The following is a 26,661-nucleotide window of genomic DNA, read 5'->3' on the forward strand; positions in this document are numbered from 1 at the left end:
AAATCATAGCGCGAGATTCCTGAGGGTGACGGTGCTCTGCAGGATCTGCATAGGTCGACTGGCGTCCGCGATCTGCAGTCCGGTAAGGGTTTGCCAGTTGGCAGCCGCATTGCTGGCCACGTCACTGGGTAGCGCCTCGCGGGTGTTGAGTAGCGCCGCATAACGCACCGCGGGCGCATCCGCCTTGGGTGGAATGGACCAGCGAAAGTCCTGCAACCCCTGCACCAGCACCTCGCTACCTTTTGGGGTTAGAGTGCCATCTCGCTCGCTCCAGACCGTGCATCTCAGAGTGCCATCGCCTGGAATGTCGCTTGCCATATATCGCAGCTTTATCAGGACATTACCGCCGGTGTTGAGATTCACCCGGGGAATGACATTGCCCAGGCAATCCAAGTCCTTGCCGTCCAACGCCCCCTGATAGCGAATGCATACCCCGGTAGGCGCCTCGACGCTGTCCGTAGTCGCGCCAATGGTGACGCCAGGGTCAAAGACAGGGCATTTGATGCCATCGACTGGATCTTCCTTGGAGTCAACCCTGGGAAAGGCTGCCTCCAAATTGCCCTGATAGCGGATGTCGGCGCGGAAGCCGGTGCGCGCGAGTTGCCGATCGAGTACCTGGAAGATCAGCTGGGCGTTGTTGCGATTGCCGGTCTGGCCCTGCTGGAAGAGAAAGCTACGCTTGTTGTTGATATAGATCTGCGAAACGCCCAGCACCAGAAAGGTGCCCACGGTCAGGGCGATCATCATTTCGATGAGTGAAAAGCCCTGGTGCCGGCTACGCGCAAAAAGTCTAATGCTCATGTCATAACTCCGAGCGTAGAGCGTAGTAACAGATACCAGCTGGGCAATTCAGTTGATCATTACTAACGTCTTGCCAGGCGATTACTACCATCACCGTTGCTCGTGCGGTGTTTTCGCAGACAGTCAGCGGTATCCCTGGATCCGTGGGACTTGCTGGCAAGAGAGGTACCTTGGACGCTGGACACACTGCGAAACTGCTGGCGATCAAGGCGTCCGTCACGGGTAGCAGCGCCTTTGCCTGATTCAACCAGCAACCCAGATCCTGCCCCGCCACCGTTTCGCCACCCGCAGAGCGATCCCGGGTCAAACAGGTCTTGCCGGCATCGAGCGCCTTGGTGCGAAAGTTGGTGCCGGGCTGCTTGATGTAGGCCCCGTCGATCTTGACCTTGTCACTGGCCACCACCTGGTCGCGGTTGCTGCGCATCAGTTCAAGCAGCTCGTTGGCCAGCACCATGGCGTTGCTGCGCTGCACGGAGTCTTGGGAAAGCGCTACGCTGCGGGTCTGCAGGGCGACCATGCCCAGCACGCCGATGCAGATGATCACCAGACTGACCAGCACCTCGATCATGCTGAACCCACCTTTGCGGCGCTTCATCTAGGTGCACCCCACGGCGCTGGCACGGTTAGGCGTGTAGTCGATTACCGTCAGCACCCCACCCTGGTTTAGGGTGAATTGCTTGCCCTGGGTGAGCGCATTGGTGGCGCAGACGCGAATGGTGGCTTCGCCGCTGAGTTTCAGACTGCCATTGGGCTGGAAAGTCAGACTGGTAAGGGGAGCACCGCCGATGAAACCCGTCCCGTTGACGCCATTTCCCAGCCCGCCACTGTATTGCCGCAGGACTTCGGCATTGGGCAGCACCACGGTCTTGGCTGTGGTGATTTTCAGCGCGCCCATCCAGCCATTGGTATCTTCCGGCTCGGTGGTGATCACGACGTTCACTCCCCGGCTCATGGCTTCACTGCGCGCGTAATAGAGCGCGCGCTGCAACTCCCCGGCTGCCGCCTGGACGCGGTTGCTTTGCACCAGGTTCGCGAAGCCAGGCGCCGCTAGCGCCGTGACGATGCCCAGCAGCACGATGACGATCAGGACCTCGATGAGCGTGAAACCCGAGAGGCGTTTCGACTGCATTCCCACCGCCTGAAAGCTCGTTACTTCACCTGATAGTAGTAAGGGCTCAGGCAGCCGCTATGACCGGCTATCGCTTCTATTTGCGAGGAAAGCTACCCGGATAAAGGTGTTCACCGGAGATGAGCGAAATAGAGCACAGCGTGATGAGCCGAGGATGGCAAGGCGGAATACGGGAAGCAGAAAGATTTCGGGATGACGCTCAGCCTGGCGCTGAGAAAATAATGTCCCAGAAACGCAAAAACCCTCCTGACGGAGGGTTTCTGGTAAAAATGGTGGGTCGTGCAGGATTCGAACCTGCGACCAATTGGTTAAAAGCCAACTGCTCTACCAACTGAGCTAACGACCCAAATATGGTCGGGGTAGGGGGATTCGAACTCCCGACATCCTGCTCCCAAAGCAGGCGCGCTACCGGGCTGCGCTATACCCCGAGAATGGAAGTGGCTCCGCGACCTGGACTCGAACCAGGGACCCAATGATTAACAGTCATTTGCTCTACCGACTGAGCTATCGCGGAATTTCTCTCTTCCAACCCCTCTTACGTCAGTGCCTTTCGAGCTTTGCCGTAAGTGAGGTGCGCCATTTTACGGAAGTAGAAACAGACGTCAACACCTAGCCTGCTGTTTTTTCACAAATTTATCGGAAACGCCGGGCGACCCTGGGATCGCCCGGCCATTTCCTAGGCGAAGACGATCTCGTCGCCCTCCAGTCGACCCTGGATCCGGCTGTTCGGCGCGAAGGCACCGGACAGGATGCGCTGGGCCAGCGGGTTCTCGATCCAGCGCTGGATCGCCCGCTTTAGCGGACGCGCCCCATAGACCGGGTCGTAACCCACCGCGACCAGCTTGTCCAAGGCCTCCGGCGTCAGCTCCAGGTGCAGATCGCGCTCGGCCAGGCGCTGACCCAGTTGCTGCAGCTGGATCTCGGCGATACCGGCGATCTGCTCGCGCCCCAGGGGCTCGAATACCACCACCTCGTCGATACGGTTGACGAACTCGGGCCGGAAATGCCCCGCCACCGCATCCATCACCGCCGCGCGCTGGGCATCGGGATCGCCCACCAGCTCCTGGATCTGCGCCGAGCCCAGGTTCGAGGTCATGACGATCACCGCATTGCGGAAGTCCACGGTACGTCCCTGGCTGTCGGTCAGGCGACCGTCGTCCAGCACCTGCAGGAGGATGTTGAACACATCCGGATGAGCCTTTTCCACCTCGTCGAGCAGGACCACCGAATAGGGTTTGCGCCGTACGGCCTCGGTCAGGTAGCCGCCCTCCTCGTAGCCGACGTAGCCGGGCGGTGCACCGATCAGGCGAGCCACGGAGTGCTTCTCCATGAACTCGGACATGTCGATGCGCACCATGGCGTCTTCGGTATCAAAGAGGAATTCCGCCAACGACTTGCACAGCTCGGTCTTGCCCACCCCGGTCGGGCCGAGGAAGAGGAAGGAACCGCTGGGCTTGTTGGGGTCCGACAACCCGGCCCGCGAGCGACGCACGGCGTTGGCCACGGCGGTGACCGCCTCGTCCTGGCCGATCACCCGGTTGTGCAGGGCCTCTTCCATGCGCAGCAGCTTGTCGCGCTCGCCTTCGAGCATCTTGCTGACCGGAATGCCGGTCCACTTGGAGACCACCTCGGCGATCTCGTCTTCGGTGACCTTGTTGCGCAAGAGCTGGTTGGCCGGCTTCTCGTGCTGGTCGACCATCTGCAGACTGCGCTCCAGGTCAGGAATGGTGCCGTACTGCAGCTCGGCCATGCGATTGAGGTCACCCTTGCGCCGGGCCGCCTCCAGCTCGGTACGCGCCTGCTCGATGCGCTGCTGCAACTGGGCGGAATCCTGGACCTCGGCCTTTTCGGCTTTCCAGATTTCCTCCAGGTCGGCGTATTCCTGTTCGAGGCGGGCAATGTCTTCGTCGAGTTTTTCCAGACGCTTGCGCGCGGCCTCGTCTTCTTCCTTCTTCAGCGCCTGACGTTCCACCTTGAGCTGGATCAGCCGGCGATCGAGGCGATCCAGGGCCTCCGGCTTGGAGTCGATCTCCATGCGGATGCGGCTGGCGGCCTCGTCGATCAGGTCGATGGCCTTGTCCGGCAACTGGCGGTCGGTGATGTAGCGATGGGACAGCTTGGCCGCGGCGATGATGGCGCCGTCGGTGATGGCCACCTTGTGGTGCACCTCGTAGCGCTCCTTGAGGCCCCGCAGGATGGCGATGGTGTCCTCTTCGCTCGGCTCGTCCACCAGCACCTTCTGGAAGCGTCGCTCCAGGGCCGCGTCCTTCTCGATGTACTGGCGGTACTCGTCGAGGGTGGTGGCACCGACGCAATGCAGCTCACCACGGGCCAGGGCCGGCTTGAGCATGTTGCCAGCATCCATGGCGCCCTCGGCCTTGCCGGCGCCGACCATGGTGTGCAGTTCGTCGATGAACAGGATGATGCGGCCTTCCTGCTTGCTCAGTTCGTTGAGCACGCTCTTGAGGCGCTCCTCGAATTCACCGCGGAACTTGGCGCCGGCGATCAGGGCACCCATGTCCAGCGCCAGCAGGCGCTTGTCCTTGAGGCCGTCGGGTACTTCACCATTGATGATGCGCTGGGCAAGGCCCTCGGCGATGGCGGTCTTGCCGACGCCGGGTTCGCCGATCAGCACCGGGTTGTTCTTGGTGCGGCGCTGCAGGACCTGGATGGTGCGGCGGATCTCGTCATCCCGGCCGATCACCGGGTCGAGCTTGCCGTCCTCGGCACGCTTGGTGAGATCGACGGTGAACTTGTCCAAGGCCTTGCGGCTGTCCTCGGCATTGGCGTCGTTGACCGCCTCGCCGCCGCGCAGGTTGTTGATGGCGTTCTCCAGCGCCTTGCGCGAGACGCCCTGCCCCAGCAGCAACTTGCCGAGGCGGGTGTTCTCGTCCATGGCGGCGAGCAGCACCAGCTCGCTGGAGATGAACTGGTCACCCTTCTGCTGGGCCAGGCGATCGGCCTGATTGAGCAGGCGCGCCAGATCCTGGGAAAGATTCACATCGCCGTTGGGATTCTGGATCTTGGGCAGCTTGTCCAGCTCTTCGGCAAGGGTCTTGCGCAGGCTGGCGAGGTCGAAGCCGACCTGCCGCAGCAGTGGGGAAATGGAACCGCCCTGCTGCTCGAGCAGGGCAGAGAACAGGTGCAACGGCTCGATGGCCGGATGGTCGTGGCCGACGGCCAGGGACTGGGCATCCGACAGGGCGAGCTGCAGCTTGCTGGTGAAACGGTCTATACGCATGGGCAAGGTCCTATCTGAAACGCGGGACAGCGCGACAGTAAGGCGCTTTCGATTACCCGCGGGAATGACCTTTAGATAGGGGCGATGCGTAACGATTCAAGCCAGAGAGGCTTGACATCCCAAAAAAAGACCTAGGGCTTGATCCAGATCAGGCTGGCGAAGCGCCCGGTACGGGCGGCGCGCCGATAGGAAAAGAAACGCTGGTCATCGGCGAAGGTATCGAAGCCGCCACCATAGACCGCCGTGATGCCCTGAGCGGCGAGACGCAGACGAGCCAGGGCATAGAGATCGCCCAGGTACTTGTCTCCGCCCCTGGCCACGAAGCAGCGCTCGGCGTCGCCCTGCTGGGCGACAAAGGCCTCACGCACCTCGGCACCGACCTCGAAGCTGGCCGGACCTATGGCCGGGCCCAGCCAGACCAGTACCTCGGCGGGGGCCACCTCCAGACTGGCCGCGGCAGCTTCCAGCACGCCACCCGCCAGACCGCGCCAGCCGGCATGGGCCGCCGCGACGCGAGAGCCGTCACGCCGGCAGAACAGCGCCGGCAGGCAATCGGCGGTCATCATGCTCACCGCGACACCGGGCGTGGCCGTCCAGGCCGCATCGGCACGCAGCACCTGCATAGGATCGGCTTCGACGACAGCGGTACCATGGACCTGTTCGAGCCAGGCCGGCTGACACCCCAGGGCTTCGTCCAGGCGTCGACGATTCTCGGCAACCGCCGCCGGATCGTCACCGACGTGATTACCGAGGTTGAAGCTGGCGAAAGGCGACTGACTGACCCCACCCAAACGGGTGGTGACGCAGGCCTGGACGCCGACCGGCGCCGGCCAGTCCGGCCGCAGCCAGTCGGCGCCGATCATTCGAAGGATTCCCGGTCCTGGCGCAGCAAATCCAGCAGCCAGACAAAATCCTCGGGCAGCGGCGATTCCCAGCGCAGGCGCTCGCCGGTCACCGGATGATCCAGTTCGAGGAAGCGCGCATGCAGCGCCTGGCGCGGAAATTCGCGCAGGGTCTTGATCAGGGTCGGATTGGTCGCCGGCGGGATCTTGAAGCGCCCGCCATAGACCGGATCGCCCACCAGCGGAAAACCGACGTGGGTCATGTGCACACGGATCTGGTGGGTGCGCCCGGTTTCCAGCTTGACCCGGGTATGGGTATAGGCGCGGAAGCGCTCCAGCACGCGGTAGTGACTGACAGCGGGCTTGCCGCCGGCGATCACCGCCATCTGCTGGCGACGCTGGGAATGACGACCGATGGGCGCATTGACCGTGCCGCCGGCGACGATCACCCCGGCGACGACGGCTTCATAGATGCGGCTCACCGAGCGTGCCTGCAACTGGGCGACCAGATGGGTATGGGCTTCCAGGGTCTTGGCCACCACCATGAGTCCGGTGGTGTCCTTGTCCAGGCGATGGACGATGCCGGCACGCGGCACGCTCTCCAAGCCGGGCACGTGGTGCAGCAGGGCGTTGAGCAGGGTGCCATCGGCATGGCCGGCGGCCGGATGCACCACCAGCCCGGCCGGCTTGTCGAGCACCAGCAGGTGATCGTCTTCGTAGACGATGTCCAGCTCGATGTCCTGGGCCACCCATTCGCCCTGGGCCTCGCGTTCGGCTCGCAGCGCCAGCTGGGCGCCACCATGGACGGTGTCGCGCGGGCGCAACACGGCGCCGTCGACGGTCAGGCTGCCGTCCTTGATCCAGGCGGCGAGACGCGAGCGGGAGTGTTCGGCGAACAGCTGGGCAGCGACCTGATCGAGGCGCTGACCACCCAGTTCGTAGGGGACTTCGGCATTGAGAACGATGGATTCGGACATGGATCTGCGCGGGCAATGGCGGGGCTTTTGGAATCGGCCCGACCCTGTGGTTAAATACGGCGACTTTTTTGCCCCGGCATTCCGGGTCGATCATCATAACAGGACGGTTCCGGCCCCGTCACAGGCTAGGTGAGTGCTCTCCGCGCTCATCCCTGCACCGCCGACCGTTTCGGGGAATCCAAGCCGCCATGCAATTGAAGCACCTGCTGCTGGTCACCAGCCTAGTCCTCACCGCCGCCTGCTCCTCGAAAGCGCCCGAGGTTCCGGAAAATCTGCCGGAGGGCGAGCTCTATACCCAGGCTCAGCGCGATATCTCCAACAGCAGCTACACGGATGCCATCAGCAAGCTGAAGGCCCTGGAGTCGCGGTATCCCTTCGGTCGCTATGCCGAACAGGCCCAGCTCGAGCTGATCTACGCCAACTACAAGAACGGCGAGCCGGAAGCGGCGCGCACGGCGGCGGATCGCTTCATCCGCCTGCATCCGCAGCACCCCAACGTCGACTACGCCTACTACATGAAGGGCGTGTCCTCCTTCGAACAGGATCGCGGCCTACTGGCGCGCTTCCTGCCGCTGGACATGACCAAGCGTGATCCGGGCGCGGCGCGCGATTCCTTCAACGACTTCGCCCAGTTTACCAGCCGCTTCCCCAACAGCCGTTACGCCCCGGACGCCAAGGCGCGCATGGTCTACCTGCGCAACCTGCTGGCGGCCTACGACGTGCACGTCGGCCACTACTACCTGACCCGCAAGGCCTATGTGGCCGCCGCCAACCGCGGTCGCTACGTGGTCGAGAACTTCCAGGGCACCCCGTCCGTGGGTGACGGCCTGGCGATCATGACCGAAGCCTACAAGCACCTGGGCCTCAACGACCTGGCGGCCACCAGCCTGGAAACCCTCAAGCTCAACTACCCGGACAACGTCAGCCTCAAGGATGGCGAATTCCAGCTGCGCGAGCCGGACGACAAGGATCAGCAGCGCTCCTGGCTGACCCGTGCGACCCTGGGCCTGATCGATCGCCCGAGCGATCCACTGCCGCCCGGCGAGACCCGCGCCAGTCAGGACATCCAGCGCAAGTACCAGGAAGAGCGTGACAACCTGGCGCCCGAGCTGCGCATCGTCGACCCGGCCGAGGCCGAGAAGGCCGGTGGCGCGACGCCGGCGCCGGCCAAGCGTTCCTGGCTCAGCCGCCTGACCTTTGGTCTGTTCGACTGATTCCGCGTCGGACGTGAAAAGGGGAAGCCGGTGGCTTCCCCTTTTTTATTGCGCCGGAACCGGTGACCTAGTCGCCAATGCGCCAGCCCGAGGTGATGGGGTAGCGCCGGTCACGCCCGAAACCGCGCTGGGTGACCCGGGCGCCCACCGCCGCCTGGCGCCGCTTGTATTCGTTGAGATCCACCAGGCGCAGCACCCTGCGCACCGTTTCCTCGTCGAAGCCGGCGGCGACGATATCCACCGCCGAGAGATCCTGCTCGACATACAGGCGCAGGATCTCGTCGAGCACCGGATAGGGCGGCAGCGAGTCCTCGTCCTTCTGGTCGGGCGACAGCTCGGCCGACGGCGGCCGGTCGATCACCCGCTGCGGAATCACCTCGCCAGCGCGATTGCGATACTCGCACAGGCGGAACACCAGGGTCTTGGGCACATCCTTGAGCACGTCGAAGCCGCCGGCCATGTCACCATAGAGGGTGGCGTAACCGACGGCCATCTCGCTCTTGTTGCCGGTGGTGAGCACCAGATAGCCCTTCTTGTTGGAAATCGCCATCAGCAGGGTCCCGCGGCAACGCGCCTGCAGATTTTCCTCGGTGGTATCCCGTCCGAGCCCGGCGAACTCGCTGGCCAGGGTCTCCTGGAAGGCCTCGACCATGGGCGCGATGGGCAGCACGCTGTAGCGCACCCCCAGGGTTCGCGCCTCGGCTTCGGCGTCTTCCAGACTGATCTGGGCGGTGTAGTGGTAGGGCATCATCACCGCCTCCACCTGCTCCGCGCCCAGCGCATCCGCGGCAACCGCCAGCACCAGGGCCGAATCGATACCACCGGACAGTCCCAGTACCACGCCCCTGAAGCCGTTCTTGCGCACGTAGTCGCGCACCCCGAGCACCAGGGCGTCATAGACGCTGGCCTCCAGCGAGGCGACGGGAGTGAGCACGGCCGGCTGCGGTTGCAGAGCCTCATCGAAGATGACCGGATAGAGCCCCTCGAAGAAGGCCGGCGCGCGCTGGCTGACCTGCCCCCGGGCATCGACCACGAAGGAATGGCCGTCGAACACCAGTTCGTCCTGACCACCCACCTGGTTGACGTAGACCACCGGCATGTTGCCTTCGCGGGCACGTTCGCCCACCACCGCCTCGCGCTCGGACTGCTTGCCGCCGTGGAAGGGCGAGGCATTGAGGTTGAGCATCAGCCGCGCCCCGGCCGCGCGTGCCTTGGCCATGGGCTCGGCGAACCAGATGTCCTCGCAGATGGTGACGCCGATGGGCACGCCCTGGTAATCGAACACCGCGGCACTGTCGCCCGGCTCGAAATAGCGCTTCTCGTCGAACACCCGGTAGTTGGGCAATTGCTGCTTGCGATAGAAGGCCAACTCGGCGCCATCGCGATAGACCGCGCAGGCGTTGTAGCGCCGTCCTTCCTCCAGCCAGGGAAAACCCACCAGCACATGGATACCGGCAATCTCCTGGCGGATCCGCTGCAAGGCCTGCTCGATGCGGCGCTGCATGCTCGAGCGCAGCAGCAGGTCCTCCGGGGGATAGCCGCACAGCGACAATTCCGGGAAGACGATGAGATCGCCGCACAAGTCATCCCGAGCCTCCTGGGCCGCGGCGATGATCCGATCCACATTGCCGTGGATGTCGCCGACCTTGAGGTTCACTTGCGCCATCACGACGTTCAGCAGCTGACTCATGCACTCTTCCTTGCCCGATTGATCGGCGCATTTTCCCGCATGCAGCGAAGCGGGACAATCGATGCCATGCAGGGCTCACCGGCTGCGGCAGCCCTGCTAAACTCCACCCTCCTTCACGCTGCGAGATCGCCATGGGTCTGCTTCGCCTGCTGTTGTGGCTCGTCCTCCTGGGCGCGCTGTTCTGGATGATCAGACGCTGGTGGCGCGGCAAGACGCAGACGCCCCCCGCCAAGGCACCCACGCTGCCGCCCAATGCCATGGTGCGCTGTGCCCATTGCGGCGTGCATGTGCCCCAGGCAAGAGCCCTGGCCGATGGCGAAGGCCAGCGCTGGTATTGCAGCGCCGAACACCGCCGGTTGCAGCATGAGCGCCGCGACTGATCCAGGCACCCTGAGAGCCGACGCGGTCCTGCGGCTCTATCATCTCTATCGCATCGTCATCGGCCTGGCGCTGGTGGTGCTGATTTCCAGCGACCTGGATCAGCACTGGCTGCGCACCGTCGACGGCCAGCTGTTCCGCCAGGCCAGCTGGGCCTACCTCGCCATCAACGCCGTGCTGGCGGTCGGCCAACGGTTGTTGCGTGGCCGCGCCTTTACCCTGGCGCTGATCGACATCCTCGCCCTGGGCGGCCTGTTCTTCCTGGCCGGCGGCATCGCCAGCGGCATGGGCAGTCTGCTGGTGGTGACCGTCGGGGTGTCCAACGTCCTGATCCGTGGCCGCCGCGGCCTGCTGATCGCCGCCCTGGCCGCCATCGCCCTGCTGCTAGCGACCGGCTATCTCGACCTGCGCCGCGGCGACAGTGGCAGTGGCTATGTGCAGGCAGCGGGCCTGGGCACCCTCTGCTTCGCCACGGCGCTGCTGGTGCAAGGCCTGGTCCGGCGCCTGTTGGACAGCCAGGCCCTGGCCGAAACCCGCGCCACCGCCGTGGCCGAATTGGAAGCCCTCAACGCGCTGATCCTCGAACGCATGCGGACCGGTATCCTGGTATTCGATGCCGAATACCAGGTGCTGCTGGTGAATCCGGCAGCCCGCCGCCTGCTGGGGGTGGACGACGAGGACACCATCGCTCCCCTGGCCCTGGGTCTCGCCCAGCGCCTCGAGGAATGGGAGCGCAATCCCAGTATCCGGCCCGCGCCCTGGCGCGCCTATGCCAACGGCCCCCTGTTGCAACCCAGCTTCGCCCGCCTGCAGCAGGGCGAGGGTGAGCGGGTGCTGACCTTTCTCGAAGACGTCTCACGCATCGCCCAGCAAGCCCAGCAACTCAAGCTCGCCTCCCTCGGCCGTCTCACCGCCGGCATCGCCCACGAGATCCGCAATCCGCTGGGCGCCATCAGTCACGCCGCGCAACTGCTGCAGGAATCCGAAGAACTGGCCACGCCGGATCGGCGCCTGGCGCAGATCATCCAGGACCAGTCGCGGCGGATGAACCGGGTGGTGGAAAACGTCCTGCAGCTGTCACGCCGCCAGCAGGCCGCCCCCCAGCTGATCGACCTGCGCTACTGGGCGCACCGTTTCGCCGGGGAGCTGCGCCCTACCCTGCCCGCCGGCCAGACGCTGCACGTCAAGACCGAGCCTGGCACCCTGCAGACGCACATGGATCCTCACCAGCTGGGCCAGATCCTGACCAACCTGGTGCAGAACGGCCTGCGCTACAGCTGCCAGAAGAATGGCATCGGTCAGGTCTGGCTCAGCACCTACCGCGATCCGGAAAGCGACCTGCCCATCCTCGAGGTGGTCGACGACGGAGCCGGCGTCGCCGCCGAGCAGCTCGACCACCTGTTCGAGCCCTTCTTCACCACCGAAAACAAGGGGACCGGGCTGGGCCTGTACATCTCCCGCGAGCTTTGCGAGAGCAACCAGGCCAGACTTGGCTATCATCCCTTGGCGAATGGCAGCTGTTTTCGCATCACCTTCGCCCATCCCCGCACAATGAGCTGAGCATGGCCCGACAGAAAGTCCTGATTGTCGACGATGAACCCGATATCCGCGAACTCCTGGAGATCACCCTGGGGCGGATGAAACTCGACACCGCCAGCGCCAAGAACATCGCCGACGCCCGGGCCGTCCTCGAACGGGAAAGCTTCGACCTCTGCCTGACCGACATGCGCCTGCCCGACGGCTCGGGACTGGATCTGATCCAGTTCATCCAGCAACGCTTTCCGCAATTGCCGGTCGCCATGATCACCGCCTTCGGCAGTCTGGAAACCGCGGTCCAGGCCCTCAAGGCCGGTGCGTTCGACTACCTCACCAAGCCGGTCGACCTGCCGCGCCTGCGCGAGCTGGTGGGCACCGCCCTGCGGCTGTCCGGGCCTGCCCCGGCAGTGACCGGCGCCAGCGAAACCCAGCTGCTTGGCGAATCGCCGCCCATGCGCGCCCTGCGGGGCCAGATCGCCAAGCTGGCGCGCAGCCAGGCGCCGGTCTATATCAGCGGGGAATCGGGCAGCGGCAAGGAGCGGGTGGCACGACTGATCCATGAGCAGGGCCCGCGCGCGGGCCGCCCCTTCGTCCCGGTCAACTGCGGCGCCATCCCTTCGGAACTGGTGGAAAGCGAATTCTTCGGCCATCGCAAGGGCAGCTTCACCGGCGCCATCGAAGACAAGCAGGGCCTGTTCCAGGCCGCCCAGGGCGGCACCCTGTTTCTCGACGAGGTGGCCGACCTGCCACTGCCGATGCAGGTCAAGCTCCTGCGCGCCATCCAGGAAAAGGCCGTGCGCCCGGTAGGCAGCCAGCAGGAGATCAGCCTGGACGTGCGCATTCTCAGCGCCACCCACCGGGATCTCGCCGCCGAGGTCGCCGCCGGGACCTTCCGCCAGGATCTCTACTACCGCCTCAACGTCATCGAACTGCAGGTGCCGGCTCTGCGCGAACGTCGCGAAGACATCGGCGCCTTGGCCAGCCACATGCTCGAACGTCTGGCACGCGATTCCGGTCTGGCCGCGGCCACGCTGGGCGACGATGCCCTGGCCAAGCTCAAGAGCTACAGATTCCCCGGCAACGTGCGGGAACTGGAAAACATGCTGGAGCGGGCCTACACCCTCTGCGAAGGCGACGTCATCCGCCCGGCCGATCTGCGCCTGGCCGATGCGCCAGCGGCCACCGCCACCGGCGAAGCCAGCCTGGCCAACATCGCCAATCTGGAAGACCACCTGGAGTCCATCGAGCGCCAGCTGATCATGCAGGCGCTCGAAGAGACCCGCTGGAATCGCACCGCCGCCGCAGAGCGCCTGGGCCTCTCCTTCCGGTCGATGCGCTACCGACTGAAGAAGCTCGGCATCGACTGATCAGCCCGCCGCCAGCCGCGCGCCTGGCGCATAGGGCGCCGGATCGATGATCGGCGTGCGTTCGGTGAGCAGATCGGTCAACAACTGGCAGGACGCCGGCGCCAGCACCAGGCCGTTGCGATAGTGCCCGCAGTTGAGCCACAGCCCGGGCAGCTCCGGCACCGGCCCGATGAAGGGCACGCCATCCGGCGATCCCGGCCGCAGTCCCGCCCAGTGCGCCACCGGCGCCTGGCCGGCCAGCGCCGGCAGCAACTCGGCAGCCGACGCCTGCAGACTGGTCAGCGCCTCGGCGGTCGGCGTCTTGTCGAATTCGGCATGCTCCAGGGTGCTGCCGATGAGGATATGACCATCGCGCCGCGGAATGGCGTAGCGCCCCTTGGCCAGCACCATGCTGGTCAGAAAGCCCACCGGCTGGCGATACAGCAGCATCTGCCCCTTCACCGGCCGCACCGGTACCGCCAGCCCCAGACTCTGCAGCAATTCCCCGCTCCAGGCCCCCGCGCACACCACGACGGACTCGGCATGGATGGCCTCGCGCGCGGTCTGCACGCCCACCACGCGCTCGCCCTGGCGCAGGAAGCCGGTCACCGGCGACTCGCTCACCAGCGTCACATTCGGCATGCGCAGCAGGGCTTCACGCAGGGCGCGCACCAGCCGGGGATTGCGCACATTGGCCACCCCCGCCATGAAGACCGCTCGCTCATAGCCTGGCCCCAGCACCGGGACCCGCTGCCGTACTTCCTCGACCGACACCGCCGCCAGCGGCCGCACATTGCGCCGCGCCCAGTCCAGCGCCTCGGCTTCGTCCTCCAGATCGAGCCAGTACAACCCGGTCACTTCGACCTCGGGGTCTACCCCCGTTTCCTGTCGCAAGCGCTCCCCCAGCACCGGATAGAAATCCTGCGACCAGTGCGCCAGCGCCGTCACCGCCGGCTGATAACGCCAGGGATACAGCGGCGAAACGATCCCGCCGCCAGCCCAGGACGCCTCCCGCCCCGGCTCGCCACGCTCGACCACCACCACCCGCCGACCGCTCAAGGACAGGCAATAGGCCGACATCAGCCCTAGCGCACCCGCCCCGACCACCGCTACATCAAAGCTCACGTCACACCTCTACATCCTGCAATTGACTGTTCCGCCGTCTTGGCGCAAAACGGCTAGCGCGGCCAGGAAGGCCGCCTACCCACAAGGACGTCAACATGACCTATCGCATCGCGCGAGGCTTCAGCCTCTTCGAATCCCTGATCTGCCTCAGCGTGCTGAGCATCGTCGCTTCCCTCGCCATTCCCGCCTTCGGTGGAATGCTGCAGCGCAATCGTCAGCAGCTCGCCATTCAACAACTCAGGGAGACGGTCAACTTCGCCCGGGCGGCTGCCATCAACGGTTCTGGCAGCGTGTCCATCTGTCATGCACCGGCAGGCGACTGCGACAGCTCGAATCTCTGGTCGGTCACCACGCGGGTCTTCCGCGACTGGGATCGCGACGGCCTTCAGTCAGCCGAGGAGCCCACCCTGCTGACCAGTCAGCTCCCCGACGGCCTGCACTGGCGCTGGAACAATTTCCGTACGCTACCTCATCTGACGTTTTTGAACAGCGGTGTGACCAACGCCCTGAACGGCAGCTTCATCCTCTGCCAGGGCACCGAGCCGCGCGCACGACTGGTCCTGAACAAGGCCGGACGGATCGAAGTGACGAATCTTCGTACCACTGATCGCTGTGCCTGAAAGCACTGACCAAATACCTTGCCGTTTTGACCGGATATCCGCCGTACGCTGGCCCAGCCACGCATGATCCCCCATGCTTGGCCTTACAGCCTGGCGAAAAAGACGATGCGTACCCAGTACGGCTTTACCCTGATCGAAACCATGGTAGCGATCGCCATTCTGGCGATCGTGATCAGCATTGCTGCGCCATCCTTTACCCGAATACTGCAAAGCAATCGTGCGGCTGTGTTAAGCAACGAGTTGCTGGGCACCCTGCAACTCGCGCGGTCCGAAGCTCTAAAGCGGCGGACCAATGTCGTGCTCTGTCGCAGCACCGCAGGTAGCAACGTTTGCGTAGACGGCGCGGACTGGTCATCCGGCTGGCGCCTGATGCAAGGCACCATCGTGTTACGAACCTGGGAACCTATCAGTGGTGGCACTCTCACGGGTCCTAGCACAGGCATTACCTATCAAAGCAATGGCCTCAGTGGCGCTCAGGCAACATTTACGATTACTACGGCGCCCACGTGCAGCCGTACCATCCAGATCAGCGCAACCGGTAATGCCACGGTCAACGCAGGTGGCTGCCCATGAGCGGGTACGGATGGCAAAAGGGCGCCACCCTGATCGAGGTATTGGTCGCCATGCTCATCCTGGCTATCGGCTTGCTGGGTCTGGCCGGTTTGCAGACAGTGAGCGTGCAGAGCAACCAGGGCGCCTACTATCGTTCCCAGGCCACCATTCTGGCCAATGACATCGTGGATCGCATGCGCGCGAATCGAGTTGCAGCGCTGGCCAACCGGAGCAGCTATTCAGTGAGTTTTCCGACCTCAAAAAGCGACAACGCGCTTTCGGGTTCAGCGGCCCAGCAAGACGTAAATGGCTGGCTAAATGCCTTGGCTCTTAGCCTTCCCCAAGGCACAGGCAGCCTTAGCCTGGATAACAGCAACGCAGTCATCGTCACCATCTGCTGGAATGATCGCCGCGCTGCCATCAAATCGGCTCAGGCGGTGGCGCCGACAAGCGACAGTTGCAGCAGCCCTGCCACTAGCAACAGCAGCTTCGAGCTCTTCACCTACAGGACGCAGCTATGAGGCCCATCTCAGCCAAGCGGCAAGGCGGCCTTTCCATCATAGAGTTGATGATAGCCCTGCTACTTGGGCTGCTATTGATGGGCGGCGTACTGCAGCTGTTCCTATCCTCCAAACGTACCTACCAGACCAATTCGGCGCTGTCGCAAGTGCAGGAGTCAGGACGCTTCGCCTTGGAATTTCTGTCCTTCGACCTGCGGAACGCGGGTTATCGAGGGGGATGCCTGACAGCTCTCACCAGTTTGCTGCCGACCACCCTCACCCAACAGGAGGATGGCACGGACGATATCCGCTATGTCTTGACTACGGGTATACAGGGCTGGAGTACCACGAGTGATGTCAATAACCAAGCCCCGAACAGAACGCCCCCTTGGTTCAAGCCAACCTTCGATGCACGCACGCCTGACACCGATGTAGTCTTTCTTGCACATGCGGTGACACCTGCCGGTGTCTTGCTGACTGGCGCCACGGCAACCCAGATCTCGACCTCCGCCGGCCTACCTCAGAATCGTCTGCTGGTCATCAGCGACCCATTGAGCTGCCATCTGTTCGCCAATCAGAGCGCGGTCAACGACAATCGTGTATCCCTACCCAATGGCAGGACCTTCGCCCCACACGACTACGGCACCACCATCGCCAAGAACACCAGTAGCAGCACCAGTCCCAGCACTAGTAGTGACATGGCTCAGCTGTTGCTTTATCAAAGCGTGGTGTATTACCTGCAGAACAATCCTGATACCGGTGTCCCTTCACTCTGGCGCAGGGTCTACGACGGCCTCAATCAACCAGCGGAAGAACTGGTCAGTGGTATCCAGCGGCTCCAGATCCGTTATGCCACAGCAACCACTAATGGCAGCCTCAGCACCTCGGGTACCGGTATCTATAAAGACGCTAGCGATATTACAGATTGGCAAAGCGTAGTCTCGGCACGCATCCGCCTGCTGGCCGTGAGTCGCGAGCGCAATGCCGTCACGCCCAATCAACAGGTGGTCTTCAATGATCCTCCGGTCCAGGGTGTCGATCCGCTAACCATCGCCGATGGCCGCATTGGCCAGGTCTTCACTCTTACCGTCAGCATCCGAAATCACCTGCCATGAATCAGCTTCCCTCGGCACAGCGCGGCGCGATACTGATCGTCACCCTGGTGATGCTACTGCTCTTGACCTTGCTAGCCCTTGGCAGCATGCGTGGCACGACCCTTGAGGAGCGCATGGCCGGAAATCTGCGTGACGAAAGCCGAGCCTTCCAGGCTGCCGAGATGGGCCAACGAGTCGCCGAGACGTGGGTAATGAACGCCAGTCTCGCTACGCTGCAGAACATGATGGTGCCACGGTCCGTAACGATCACTCCGCCAGAACTGCAGTCGACCATCTACAGCATCGTGCCGCTGCCCGGGGTCACCCTGCGAACTGCTGGAGGGGATATAGGTAGCAGCAAACCCATCACGACCAGCGTCGTCCGTATCCTTAGCAAGGGTCAGGGTGCAGCTCAAGACTTGTCCCTCTCTAGCAACGGTCAGTCCGCCAGCTCTGCAGCCAGTTCCAGCGTAGAAATCAGTACCCTTTACATCAGGCGTTAGGCCCGGAGATTTCCATGCGCCGATCTACTGCACCTTTCAGCCGCCTTAGCACTTCTGGCCTGCTGGCTTGTCTTGCCATAGCGCCATTAGCCCAGGCGACCGTTTCGCAATCGCCTCTGGTAACCGGTGGTGACATACCCGGTAGTCTCGCGCTGGTACCGTCAGTAGAGTGGCCGACGGTACTTTCCGTAGCCAACCTTGGCAGCTATAGCTCAGCCAACACCTACAGCGGCTATTTCGACTCCAATAAGTGCTACGTATACAGTTACGCGAATGCAACCGGTCAAGGCGGTACCAACTTGGATAACAGTTGGTTTCAGCCTCAAAGCGCCGCTACCGGCCGTAAATGCACGGGCGCCAAGCAGTGGAGCGGTAACTTTCTCAACTGGGCCGCGACACCTACCATCGATCCGTTTCGCAGCGCCCTGACAGGTGGTGCTCGCGTCAGGGATACCGCAACCCTTACGGTGCTTCAAAAAGCCCGACATGACGGGCAGAACAGCGCTGGCAATCGCCTTAACACTGATCAAGGGGTTATACCTCCGTCCGAAATCGCCGGCGCAACGCCTTTCGCAGCTACTTGGGACAACCTCTACGTTCGGTTGGAAGGTCAGGGTTTCGACATGCTGTTTTCCAACTGGAACGACCGTATTGGCGGCGGCGGTTCCGCGAACTATGGTTATGGCAACAACTGGCCTGAGGTCTGGGTTGATCTGGACCCAAGCAATACGCGTCAATGGGATGGCAACAATCTTCGCAGAGACTACTACCCCGGAGGCATTGCCCTTTATACCAACAGCGTCTATCGCGTGCGCGTTCAGGTACGGGTCTGTAATCCGGCGGTAGGCATTGAAACTAACTGTAAGCGTTACTCGGACACCAACTACAAGCCCGAAGGCTTGCTACAACAGTATTCAGATCGACTACGCTACTCAGTATTCAGTTATCTCAACGATTCCGATCAGCTTCGCGATGGCGGCGTACTCAGAGCCAACCAGGCATTCATCGGCCCGGTAAATCCTGACCAGAGCAGCAACTCCAGGACGGAGTGGGACGCGACCACTGGTGTTCAAAGTATCAATCCTTCACCTACCGAAGCCAGCGACACACCGGGCACTACAGGCATCACCAACAGTGGCGTCATCAATTACCTGAATAAATTCGGCTCAATGCCCTATGACGCCCAGAAAAACTATCGAAATTTGAAAAGTTTAGACCCGGTCAGCGAGCTCTATTACACAGCCATCCGCTATTTCAAGAATCAAGGCAACGTGGCCTCTTATAGCAATCTCACCGGGAACGCGACCAATCGTTATGCTCAAGCCGATGGCTTCCCAGTTGTTACCAGCTGGCAAGACCCCATCACCTACTCTTGCCAGAAAAACGTGATTCTCGGTATCGGTGATACCAATACCTGGCAAGACAAGAATCTCCCAGGAGGCGACACTTCCTCAGGTGGCGAACCCGCCAAGCCCCCCGAGGTGACAGCAGACACCACGGTGAATGTACAAACCGCCACCCAGAAAGTTGCCTCGCTGGAAAATATCACCATCAACACGCCCTTTACCGGCCGTGGGAACTCGGCCTATATTGCCGGCCTTGCCTACGATGCCCATACCCAAGATCAGCGCTCGGACTTGGCCGGCAATCAAACGATATCCACCTACTGGATGGACGTTCGAGAAAACCAGACGCTCGCTGGAAAAAGTCAGAACCAATATTGGCTTGCAGCCAAATATGGTGGCTTCGTAGTACCCAGTAATTTTCAACCCTATGCAACCACGACCACTCAGGCCAGCATCACCGAAAACCTTTGGACAACCAACGGCGAAACCCTGCCGACAGGAGACAAACGTCCGGACAACTTCTTCGTGGCCAGCGACGCTCAAGCCATGACTACCAGTCTGAAGAACGCCTTTGCTAAAATCGCCAGCGAAACCAGTAACACCAGCACCTCTCTGGGCGCAAACAGTGGCTCTCTGGAAACCGGCACAGCTTTCTACCAAGCGAACTTCAGTGCCCGTTACTGGAGCGGGGATCTGATTGCAAAGACCTTCAATACCGACGGCACCCTGTCTGCCACCAGCCTCTGGAGCGCTGCGGCCAAGCTGGATGCCCAGTCCTGGTCTACGCGCAAGATATTCACCATGGGGCCTTTCACGGGTACCAACCTGGTATCGACGGATCGCCAGAACTTCGACTGGGATGGCATCAAAGCGGAGGGGCAGACCGCGCTGCGTCGCAATACCGACGGCAGTCAAGCCAGTGAGGATGAGGGCAAACGTCGATTGGCCTATCTGCAGGGCAACCGCAGCGAGGAAACCGCCGCCTCCAATCCCTTGCGTAAGCGTGCTAGCCGCCTAGGCGATATCGTCAATTCCGACCCGCTGTATGTAGGTCAGCCAGACTACGGCTATAACCTGCTGCCTAGCGCCCTTGGCGGCGATCAATACATCGCTTTCCGCCAAGGCACAGCCTATAAGAACCGCGCACCTTTGATCGTCGTCGGCGCCAACGATGGCATGTTGCATGGCTTTGATGCCAGCCTTACCAGCTCGGGCGGAACCGAACTTTTTGCCTATGTGCCTCAGGCAGTGATGGGCAACCTCTACCGGCTGACCCAAAGCAACTACAGTCATAGATACTTCGTGGATGGCTCTCCAGCGACTTCTGACGTCTACTTCGGCAACAGTTGGCATACTCTGATCGTAGGCACCACAGGGGCCGGTGGCAATGGAGTCTTTGCCTTGGATGTCACGAATCCTGGAGCTATGACGAATCAAGCAGCGCTCTGGGAGTTTTCCTCTCCAGACATGCGCTATCCCATTCAAAAGCCGGCCATCGTCGCCCTACCCAATGGCAAATTCGGCGTCATCGTCACCAGCGGCTTTAGCGATAACGCCGTGACTTCAGGCAAGGTATGGATTCTTGATGCCAGCAATGGCGATGTACTCAAGACCTTTACCCTTACCACCACGGGCGGCCTGGGCGAGCCGCTGGCGATAGATCTGAATAATGATCGCATCACTGACTATTTCTATGTAGGAGATACGGCCGGGAATCTGTGGCGTTTCGACGTTTCCAGCACGGATAGCACGGCCTGGCAAACGCCTAGTGCCCCTATGTTCATTGCGACTGCCGGCAACGCTAGTAACGCTGCCAGACAACCCATCACCGCTCCTCTCAGCGCGGCCCTGAATACCGATGGCAAAGCCATCATCCTGTTCGGGACCGGTAGCTACTTTCAGATAGGCGACAACAACCTGACTGGTACGCCGCGCATGGAAACCTTCTACGGGATCGTTGATCGCGGCCAGACGGTTACCAGAAGTCAGCTGCTTGAGCAGAAGATCCTCAACGAGCGAACGGTTGGCACAAGAAAAGGACGTCGTGTCAGCACCTTCGACCTTACCTCAAACCAAGCCGGCTGGTTCTTGGACCTGGTGTGGAAGAGCGCAAATGGCGGGCCGGGTACTTTGACCGGAGAAAGAGTGGTTTCGTCGAGTAGACTGCACGGTGGTGCATTGGTATTCACGACACTGACGCCTTCAAGCGACCCGTGCACCGGCGGCGGCACCAGCTGGACCATGGCAATCAATCCGTTAAATGGCGGTTCGCTGAAATACACCTATTTCGACCTGAACCAAGACAATCAACTGAACGATAGCGACAACGACACCTTGCTCGGAGGAAACATACCTGACTCCGGCATGATAGATATCAATGGCGGTATTCTCAAAACACCTACCATATTGAATAGGGATACCTTGGCGGATGGTACTCCTTCATCTACAGACGTGCTTTATGACAGCCAGGGCAACCGTCTTGTTATTCCTAAAGGAACGAGGACATCAGGGCGAGTCTCTTGGCGAGAAATCAGGAACTGATTATGCCTGCATCCAATAAGTGGCCACATCTACCCAGACAGACTGGCTTCACGCTCATTGAACTTATGATCGTAGTGGCCATCGTCGGCATCCTGGCCGCCATCGCCTATCCGTCGTATCAGGAGCACATACGCAGGGCCAACAGGGCTGATGCCCAGGCCTCACTCATGGAGTTGGCACAGTTTATGGAGCGAAACTATACCCGCCTGGGACGCTACACCACAGATGCGGCCGGTACGGCACCCAGCCTGCCGTTCACTACCGCTCCCAAGGATGGAGGGCGGCCCGTTTATGATTTGAGCCTGAGTGCGGTGACGGCTACTGGCTACACCCTTCAGGCGGCACCTCGTGCAAGCGGCCCTATGGCCGGCGATCGCTGCGGCAACTTGACGCTCGACAATGCCGGCTTGAAGGGCCAAAGCGGCACCGGCGCCACTACCGCCGACTGCTGGCGCCGCTAAGGCGCCAGCTACGTCCTATACCGCCTTTACCCTGAGCTCTCGCGGCAGGGTGAAGGTGATGTGTTCCGGCTCGCCTTCCAGCTCGATCTCGCCGGTGGCGCCCCAGCTCTGCAGCTGGTCGATGACGCCGCGTACCAGGACCTCGGGGGCTGAGGCGCCGGCGGTGACGCCGATGCGCTGCACGCCTTCGAACCAGCTCTGCTGCAGGTCTTCGGCGCCGTCGATGAGGTAGGCCGGAGTGCCCAGACGTTCGGCTAGTTCGCGCAGACGGTTGGAGTTGGAGCTGCTGGGGCTGCCCACTACCAGCACTACGTCGCTTTCCAGCGCCAGTGTCTTTACCGCGTCCTGGCGGTTGGTGGTGGCGTAGCAGATGTCGTTCTTGCGCGGGCCGTTGATGTGGGGAAACTTGGCGCGCAGGGCGTCGATCACAATGCGGGTGTCGTCCATCGACAGGGTGGTCTGGGAGACATAGAACAGGGCTTCGGGATTGCGCACCTCGAGCCTTGCCACGTCCTCCTCGTCTTCCACCAGGTAGATGGCACCGCCGGCACGGTCGTCGTACTGGCCCATGGTGCCCTCCACTTCCGGATGCCCGGCGTGGCCAATGAGGATGCATTCCTGGCCGTCGCGGCTGTAGCGCGCGACTTCCATGTGCACCTTGGTCACCAGCGGGCAGGTGGCGTCGAACACCTTGAGGCCACGCTCGGCGGCCTCGCGGCGCACAGCCTGGGAGACGCCATGGGCGCTGAAGATGAGAATGACATCGTCCGGTACGTCGGCCACGTCTTCGACGAAGACGGCGCCCCGGGCGCGCAGGTTGTCGACCACGAACTTGTTGTGCACCACTTCGTGACGCACATAGATGGGCGGACCGAAAACGTCCAGCGCCCGATCGACGATGTCGATGGCGCGGTCCACGCCGGCGCAGAAGCCGCGGGGATTGGCGAGCTTGATCTGCATAGGCTCCTCTGCCCGCTTCACGGGCGGCGGTAGATCAGTGGGAGACGGCAGGCTCGATGGCCAGGATGTCCACGTCGAAGGTCAGCACACGGCCGGCCAGCGGGTGGTTGAAGTCGATGATCACCTGCTCGTCGTCGTAGCTCTTGACCACGCCAGGCATCTCGCCACCGGCGGCGTCGCCGAAGATGATCAGCAGTCCGGGCGACAGCTCCATGTCACTGAAGCCGTCCCGGGCCATGGTCTGCAGGTTGCCGTCGTTGGGCTGGCCGAAGCCGCGCTCCGGTGGAATGGTCAGGCTGGTCTTGGTACCAGCTTCCAGGCCGAACAACGCCTGCTCGAAACCGGGCAGCAGATTGCCGTCGCCAACGGTGAAGGTGGCCGGCGCCTTGTCGAAGGTGCTGTCCACCACGTCGCCGTTCTGCAGCTTGATGGCGAAATGCAGGGTGACCCGGGTATCCGGGCCGATGGTGATTTCAGCCATGGGCTTCCTCGGGCTTCTTCTTGCGGAACATGTCCAGGGCCAGCATCACGGCACCGACGGTGATGGCGCTGTCGGCCAGGTTGAAAGCCGGGTAGTACCACTCCTGGCGCCAGTGCACCAGGATGAAGTCGATGACGTGGCCCAGCACCAGGCGGTCATAGAGATTGCCCAGGGCGCCACCAAGGATCAGGGCCAGGGCGATGGCGGTCCAGGTGTCGTTGCGCAGGCGCTTGAGCCAGACCACCAGGACCACGCTCACCACCGCCGCGATGCCGGCGAAGAACCAGCGCTGCCAGCCGGAGTGATCGGCCAGGAAGCTGAAGGCAGCGCCCGGGTTGTAGGCCAGGGTCCAGCTGAGGATGTCCGGAATCACCGTCACCTGCTGGTAAAGCGACAGGTTGGCCTGGAAGTAAAGCTTGGTCAGCTGATCCAGCAGGATCACCAGCACACTCAGGGCCAACCATGGCAAGGCACCGAAACGCTGGGCGTCACGCATGCTCACGCACCTCGCCTGCGCCGTAGACGTTGGTCACGCAACGCTCGCAGATCTCCGGGTGTGCGGCATCCTGGCCGACGCTGTGGCTGTGATGCCAGCAACGGGCGCACTTGGGGGCCTCGGACTTGCGCACCACCAGCTTGAGTCCACTCAGTTCGCTGGTCACGGCGCCTTCCGGGGCCTTTTCCAGCGGCTGGACAGCGGCCTGGGACGAGATCAGCACGAATCTGAGTTCGTTGCCCAGGGCCTCCAGTACGGTCTGCAGGGCGCTGTCGGCGTAGAGGGTGATCTCCGCCTGCAGGCTGCCACCCAGGGTCTTGGCGGCGCGCTGGTTCTCCAGCTCCTTGTTGACCGCGGCCTTGACCGCCATCACCTGATCCCAGTAGGCGCGATCCAGGGTCGCACCCTCGGGCAGGGCGAAGAGGCCGTCGTACCAGGTGGTCAGCATCACCGACTCTTCACGCTCGCCCGGCAGGTACTGCCAGATCTCGTCGGCGGTAAAGGACAGGATGGGCGCGATCCAGCGCACCAGGGCTTCGGCGATGAGATACAGCGCGGTCTGGCAGGAACGCCGCGGCAGGCTGTCGGCGCCGGTGGTGTACTGGCGGTCCTTGATGATGTCAAGGTAGAAGCCGCCCAGCTCCTGCACGCAGAAGTTGTGCACCTTCTGGTAGACGTTGAGGAAGCGGTACTCGGCGTAGGCCTGCTCGATTTCCTGCTGCAGCAGCAGGGCGCGATCCACGGCCCAGCGATCCAGGTCGATCATGTCCTCGGGGGCGACCCGGTTGACCGCCGGATCGAAGCCGGACAGGTTGGAGAGCAGGAAGCGCGCGGTGTTGCGGATGCGACGATAGGAGTCGGCGCTGCGCTGCAGGATCTGGTCGGAGACCGCCATCTCGCCGGTGTAGTCGGTCGAGGCGACCCAGAGGCGCAGGATGTCGGCACCCAGGCTGTCGATGACCTTTTGCGGAGCGACCACGTTGCCCAGCGACTTGGACTGCTTGCGGCCCTGTTCGTCCACGGTGAAACCGTGGGTCAGCAGTTCCTTGTAGGGGGCATGGCCGTCGATGGCGCAACCGGTCAGCAGCGAGGAGTGGAACCAGCCGCGATGCTGGTCGGAACCCTCAAGGTAGAGATCGGCCACCGGACCCTGGTCATGGGCCAGCTCGGCATGGGAGCCACGCAGCACGTGCCAGTGGGTGGTGCCGGAATCGAACCAGACGTCGAGGGTGTCGCGGCTCTTGTCATACTGGCCGGCTTCTTCGCCGAGCAGTTCGGCGGGATCGAGCTTGAACCAGGCTTCGATGCCCTCGCGCTCGACGCGCTGGGCGACGGCTTCCATCAATTCGACAGTGCGCGGATGCAGCTCGCCGCTTTCCTTGTGAGTGAAGAAGGGAATCGGCACACCCCAGTTGCGCTGGCGCGAGATGCACCAGTCGGGACGGCCGGCGATCATGCCGTGCAGCCGCGCCTGGCCCCAGGCCGGGACGAACTGGGTCTGCTCGATGGCCGCCAGGGAGCGCTCGCGCAGGGTGGCGCCTTCGTTGGGCTGCTTGTCCATGCCGACGAACCACTGGGCAGTGGCGCGATAGATCAGCGGGGTCTTGTGGCGCCAGCAGTGCATGTAGCTGTGATTGATCGCCTCGTGCTTGAGCAGCGCGCCCGCCTCTTGCAGCGTGGCGACGATGGCCGGATTGGCCTTCCAGATGAACTGGCCACCAAACAGCGGCAGCGACTCGGCGTAGACGCCATTGCTCTGCACCGGATTGAGGATGTCGTCGTTGCTCAGGCCGTATTGCTTGCAGATGCGGAAGTCGTCCTCGCCATAGGCGGGCGAACAGTGCACCACACCGGTCCCGGCGCCCAGCTCGACGTACTCGGCCAGGTAGATGGGCGACAGTCGCTCGTACAGCGGGTGGCGGAAGTTGATCAGTTCCAAGGCGGTACCCGGGGCAGTGGCGATCACCTCGCCCTGCAGGCCGTAGCGCGCCAGGCAGCTTTCCACCAGTTCCTCGGCCAGCAGCAGCAGGCGATCGCCGACGTCCACCAGCGCATAGGTGAATTCGGGATGCACGTTGAGCGCCTGGTTGGCCGGGATGGTCCAGGGGGTGGTGGTCCAGATGACGATGGCGGTGGGCTTGGCCAGCGCGCCGAGGCCGAAGGCGGCCGCCAGCTTGTCGGCATCGGCGACCGGGAAGGCCACGTCGATGGCGTCGGACCTCTTGTCCTGGTACTCCACCTCGGCCTCGGCCAGCGCCGAGCCGCAGTCGAAGCAGAAATTGACCGGCTTGAGGCCCTTGAAGACGAAGCCCTTCTGGACCAGTTCGCCCAGCGCGCGGATCTCGCCGGCCTCGTTGGCGAAGTTCATGGTCAGGTAGGGATTGCTCCAGTCACCCAACACGCCCAGGCGGACGAAGCCGGCCTTCTGCTCTTCGATCTGCTCGCTGGCATAGGCGCGGCAGCGCTCGCGGGTCAGGTCCGCCGGCTGATTCTTGCCGAAGGTGGTTTCCACCTTGTGCTCGATGGGCAGGCCATGGCAGTCCCAGCCCGGCACATAGGGGGCATCGAAGCCGGCCAGGGTCTTGGAGCGGGTGATGATGTCCTTGAGGATCTTGTTCAGCGCATGACCGATGTGGATGCTGCCGTTGGCATAGGGCGGACCGTCATGCAGGATGAAGGTCGGACGGCCCTTGCCGATGGCGCGCAGCTTCCCGTACAGGTCGATGTCCTGCCAGCGCTTGAGCGCTTCCGGCTCGCGCTGCGGCAGGCCGGCTTTCATCGGGAATGCCGTTTCCGGCAGGTTGAGCGTCGCTTTGTAATCGGTCATG

23 protein-coding genes and 3 tRNA genes are annotated in these 26,661 nt (G+C 62.7%); 11 read left to right on the forward strand and 15 right to left on the reverse strand.

All coding sequences use genetic code 11. The annotated features are described in order from the left end of the window. Positions 1–3: 3 nt before the first annotated feature. The 9 genes from QE444_RS21605 to rluD form a co-directional block, all read right to left on the reverse strand. Positions 4–801 carry a PilW family protein gene (locus QE444_RS21605; RefSeq protein ID WP_187980242.1) on the reverse strand — a complete coding sequence of 266 codons (798 nt, stop codon included), beginning with the start codon at positions 799–801 and terminating at the stop codon, positions 4–6. 1 nt (position 802) lies between these two features. Next, the gene (gene pilV, locus QE444_RS21610; protein WP_309741642.1) at positions 803–1,396 is read right to left on the reverse strand and encodes a type IV pilus modification protein PilV; all 594 of its coding nucleotides are present in this window, start codon (positions 1,394–1,396) and stop codon (positions 803–805) included. Continuing rightward, positions 1,397–1,930 carry a GspH/FimT family pseudopilin gene (locus QE444_RS21615; RefSeq protein WP_309741643.1) on the reverse strand — a complete coding sequence of 178 codons (534 nt, stop codon included), beginning with the start codon at positions 1,928–1,930 and terminating at the stop codon, positions 1,397–1,399. A 270-nt stretch (positions 1,931–2,200) separates the two neighbouring features. Continuing rightward, positions 2,201–2,276, reverse strand: a tRNA-Lys gene (locus tag QE444_RS21620). Between the two features lie 5 nt (positions 2,277–2,281). Beyond that, a tRNA-Pro gene (locus QE444_RS21625) sits at positions 2,282–2,358 on the reverse strand. A 10-nt stretch (positions 2,359–2,368) separates the two neighbouring features. Next, positions 2,369–2,444: transfer RNA gene (locus tag QE444_RS21630), tRNA-Asn, on the reverse strand. A gap of 162 nt (positions 2,445–2,606) precedes the next feature. Next, positions 2,607–5,171, reverse strand: coding sequence for an ATP-dependent chaperone ClpB (clpB, locus tag QE444_RS21635; protein WP_309741645.1), 2,565 nt, complete (start codon positions 5,169–5,171; stop codon positions 2,607–2,609). Positions 5,172–5,302: 131 nt separating this feature from the next. Then, positions 5,303–6,034, reverse strand: coding sequence for a peptidoglycan editing factor PgeF (gene pgeF, locus QE444_RS21640; RefSeq protein ID WP_309741648.1), 732 nt, complete (start codon positions 6,032–6,034; stop codon positions 5,303–5,305). Beyond that, entirely contained in the window at positions 6,031–6,990 is a 960-nt protein-coding gene (rluD, locus tag QE444_RS21645) for a 23S rRNA pseudouridine(1911/1915/1917) synthase RluD (RefSeq protein ID WP_208692756.1), read from the reverse strand. The genes pgeF and rluD overlap by 4 nt, the downstream gene beginning before the upstream one ends. 188 nt (positions 6,991–7,178) lie before the next feature. Here rluD and QE444_RS21650 point away from each other — a divergent pair, with 188 nt between their 5' ends. Further along, the gene (locus tag QE444_RS21650; protein WP_285386476.1) at positions 7,179–8,204 is read left to right on the forward strand and encodes an outer membrane protein assembly factor BamD; all 1,026 of its coding nucleotides are present in this window, start codon (positions 7,179–7,181) and stop codon (positions 8,202–8,204) included. Positions 8,205–8,271: 67 nt separating this feature from the next. On the opposite strand, the gene QE444_RS21655 is transcribed toward QE444_RS21650, so the two are convergent. Further along, positions 8,272–9,894, reverse strand: a complete 1,623-nt coding sequence (locus QE444_RS21655; protein WP_309741651.1) for an NAD+ synthase — start codon at positions 9,892–9,894, stop codon at positions 8,272–8,274. Positions 9,895–10,025: 131 nt separating this feature from the next. On the opposite strand from QE444_RS21655, the gene QE444_RS21660 reads away from it, so the two are divergent. Genes QE444_RS21660 through QE444_RS21670 form a run of 3 tightly spaced genes read left to right on the forward strand, consistent with a single transcriptional unit; the run spans position 10,026 to position 13,175 of the window. Continuing rightward, complete coding sequence (locus tag QE444_RS21660; RefSeq protein ID WP_187980249.1) at positions 10,026–10,274, forward strand: PP0621 family protein; 249 nt, start codon at positions 10,026–10,028, stop codon at positions 10,272–10,274. Beyond that, positions 10,258–11,832, forward strand: a complete 1,575-nt coding sequence (locus QE444_RS21665) for a PAS domain-containing sensor histidine kinase (RefSeq protein ID WP_187980250.1) — start codon at positions 10,258–10,260, stop codon at positions 11,830–11,832. Before QE444_RS21660 ends, QE444_RS21665 begins: the two co-directional genes overlap by 17 nt. Positions 11,833–11,834: 2 nt before the next feature. Next, a complete protein-coding gene (locus tag QE444_RS21670) occupies positions 11,835–13,175 on the forward strand; it encodes a sigma-54 dependent transcriptional regulator (protein WP_187980251.1) in 1,341 nt (446 codons plus the stop codon). Here the strand turns inward: QE444_RS21670 and thiO are convergent, their stop codons facing one another. Then, complete coding sequence (gene thiO / locus QE444_RS21675; protein WP_309741656.1) at positions 13,176–14,279, reverse strand: glycine oxidase ThiO; 1,104 nt, start codon at positions 14,277–14,279, stop codon at positions 13,176–13,178. A gap of 95 nt (positions 14,280–14,374) precedes the next feature. Between thiO and QE444_RS21680 the strand changes: the two genes are divergently transcribed. The 7 genes from QE444_RS21680 (at position 14,375) to QE444_RS21710 (ending at position 21,896) form a co-directional block, all read left to right on the forward strand. Continuing rightward, positions 14,375–14,899, forward strand: a complete 525-nt coding sequence (locus QE444_RS21680) for a GspH/FimT family pseudopilin (protein ID WP_187980253.1) — start codon at positions 14,375–14,377, stop codon at positions 14,897–14,899. A 63-nt stretch (positions 14,900–14,962) separates the two neighbouring features. Then, positions 14,963–15,472, forward strand: coding sequence for a GspH/FimT family pseudopilin (locus tag QE444_RS21685; RefSeq protein WP_252977199.1), 510 nt, complete (start codon positions 14,963–14,965; stop codon positions 15,470–15,472). Further along, entirely contained in the window at positions 15,469–15,972 is a 504-nt protein-coding gene (gene pilV, locus QE444_RS21690) for a type IV pilus modification protein PilV (protein ID WP_187980254.1), read from the forward strand. The genes QE444_RS21685 and pilV (QE444_RS21690) overlap by 4 nt, the downstream gene beginning before the upstream one ends. Further along, positions 15,969–17,066 carry a PilW family protein gene (locus tag QE444_RS21695; protein ID WP_280311528.1) on the forward strand — a complete coding sequence of 366 codons (1,098 nt, stop codon included), beginning with the start codon at positions 15,969–15,971 and terminating at the stop codon, positions 17,064–17,066. Before pilV (QE444_RS21690) ends, QE444_RS21695 begins: the two co-directional genes overlap by 4 nt. Continuing rightward, a complete protein-coding gene (locus QE444_RS21700) occupies positions 17,063–17,548 on the forward strand; it encodes a PilX N-terminal domain-containing pilus assembly protein (protein ID WP_187980256.1) in 486 nt (161 codons plus the stop codon). The genes QE444_RS21695 and QE444_RS21700 overlap by 4 nt, the downstream gene beginning before the upstream one ends. Before the next feature lie 14 nt (positions 17,549–17,562). After that, positions 17,563–21,435: a pilus assembly protein gene (locus tag QE444_RS21705; protein ID WP_273861781.1), complete on the forward strand. Its 3,873-nt coding sequence runs from the start codon at positions 17,563–17,565 to the stop codon at positions 21,433–21,435. Positions 21,436–21,437: 2 nt separating this feature from the next. Continuing rightward, positions 21,438–21,896 carry a type IV pilin protein gene (locus tag QE444_RS21710; RefSeq protein WP_273861780.1) on the forward strand — a complete coding sequence of 153 codons (459 nt, stop codon included), beginning with the start codon at positions 21,438–21,440 and terminating at the stop codon, positions 21,894–21,896. A gap of 15 nt (positions 21,897–21,911) precedes the next feature. On the opposite strand, the gene ispH is transcribed toward QE444_RS21710, so the two are convergent. The 4 genes from ispH to ileS are packed head-to-tail and all read right to left on the reverse strand — an operon-like array spanning position 21,912 to position 26,660. Further along, the gene (gene ispH / locus QE444_RS21715; protein WP_187980259.1) at positions 21,912–22,856 is read right to left on the reverse strand and encodes a 4-hydroxy-3-methylbut-2-enyl diphosphate reductase; all 945 of its coding nucleotides are present in this window, start codon (positions 22,854–22,856) and stop codon (positions 21,912–21,914) included. A gap of 34 nt (positions 22,857–22,890) precedes the next feature. Beyond that, positions 22,891–23,337 carry a peptidylprolyl isomerase gene (locus QE444_RS21720; RefSeq protein WP_273861779.1) on the reverse strand — a complete coding sequence of 149 codons (447 nt, stop codon included), beginning with the start codon at positions 23,335–23,337 and terminating at the stop codon, positions 22,891–22,893. Further along, positions 23,330–23,833 carry a signal peptidase II gene (gene lspA / locus QE444_RS21725; protein ID WP_273861778.1) on the reverse strand — a complete coding sequence of 168 codons (504 nt, stop codon included), beginning with the start codon at positions 23,831–23,833 and terminating at the stop codon, positions 23,330–23,332. The genes QE444_RS21720 and lspA overlap by 8 nt, the downstream gene beginning before the upstream one ends. Then, on the reverse strand, positions 23,826–26,660 hold the full coding sequence (gene ileS, locus QE444_RS21730) for an isoleucine--tRNA ligase (protein WP_273861777.1): 2,835 nt from the start codon (positions 26,658–26,660) through the stop codon (positions 23,826–23,828). Before ileS ends, lspA begins: the two co-directional genes overlap by 8 nt. Position 26,661: the final 1 nt, after the last annotated feature.

Origin of the sequence: Pseudomonas sp. SORGH_AS_0199 (assembly GCF_031453735.1) — a bacterium.
Classification (GTDB): domain Bacteria; phylum Pseudomonadota; class Gammaproteobacteria; order Pseudomonadales; family Pseudomonadaceae; genus Chryseomonas; species Chryseomonas aestiva.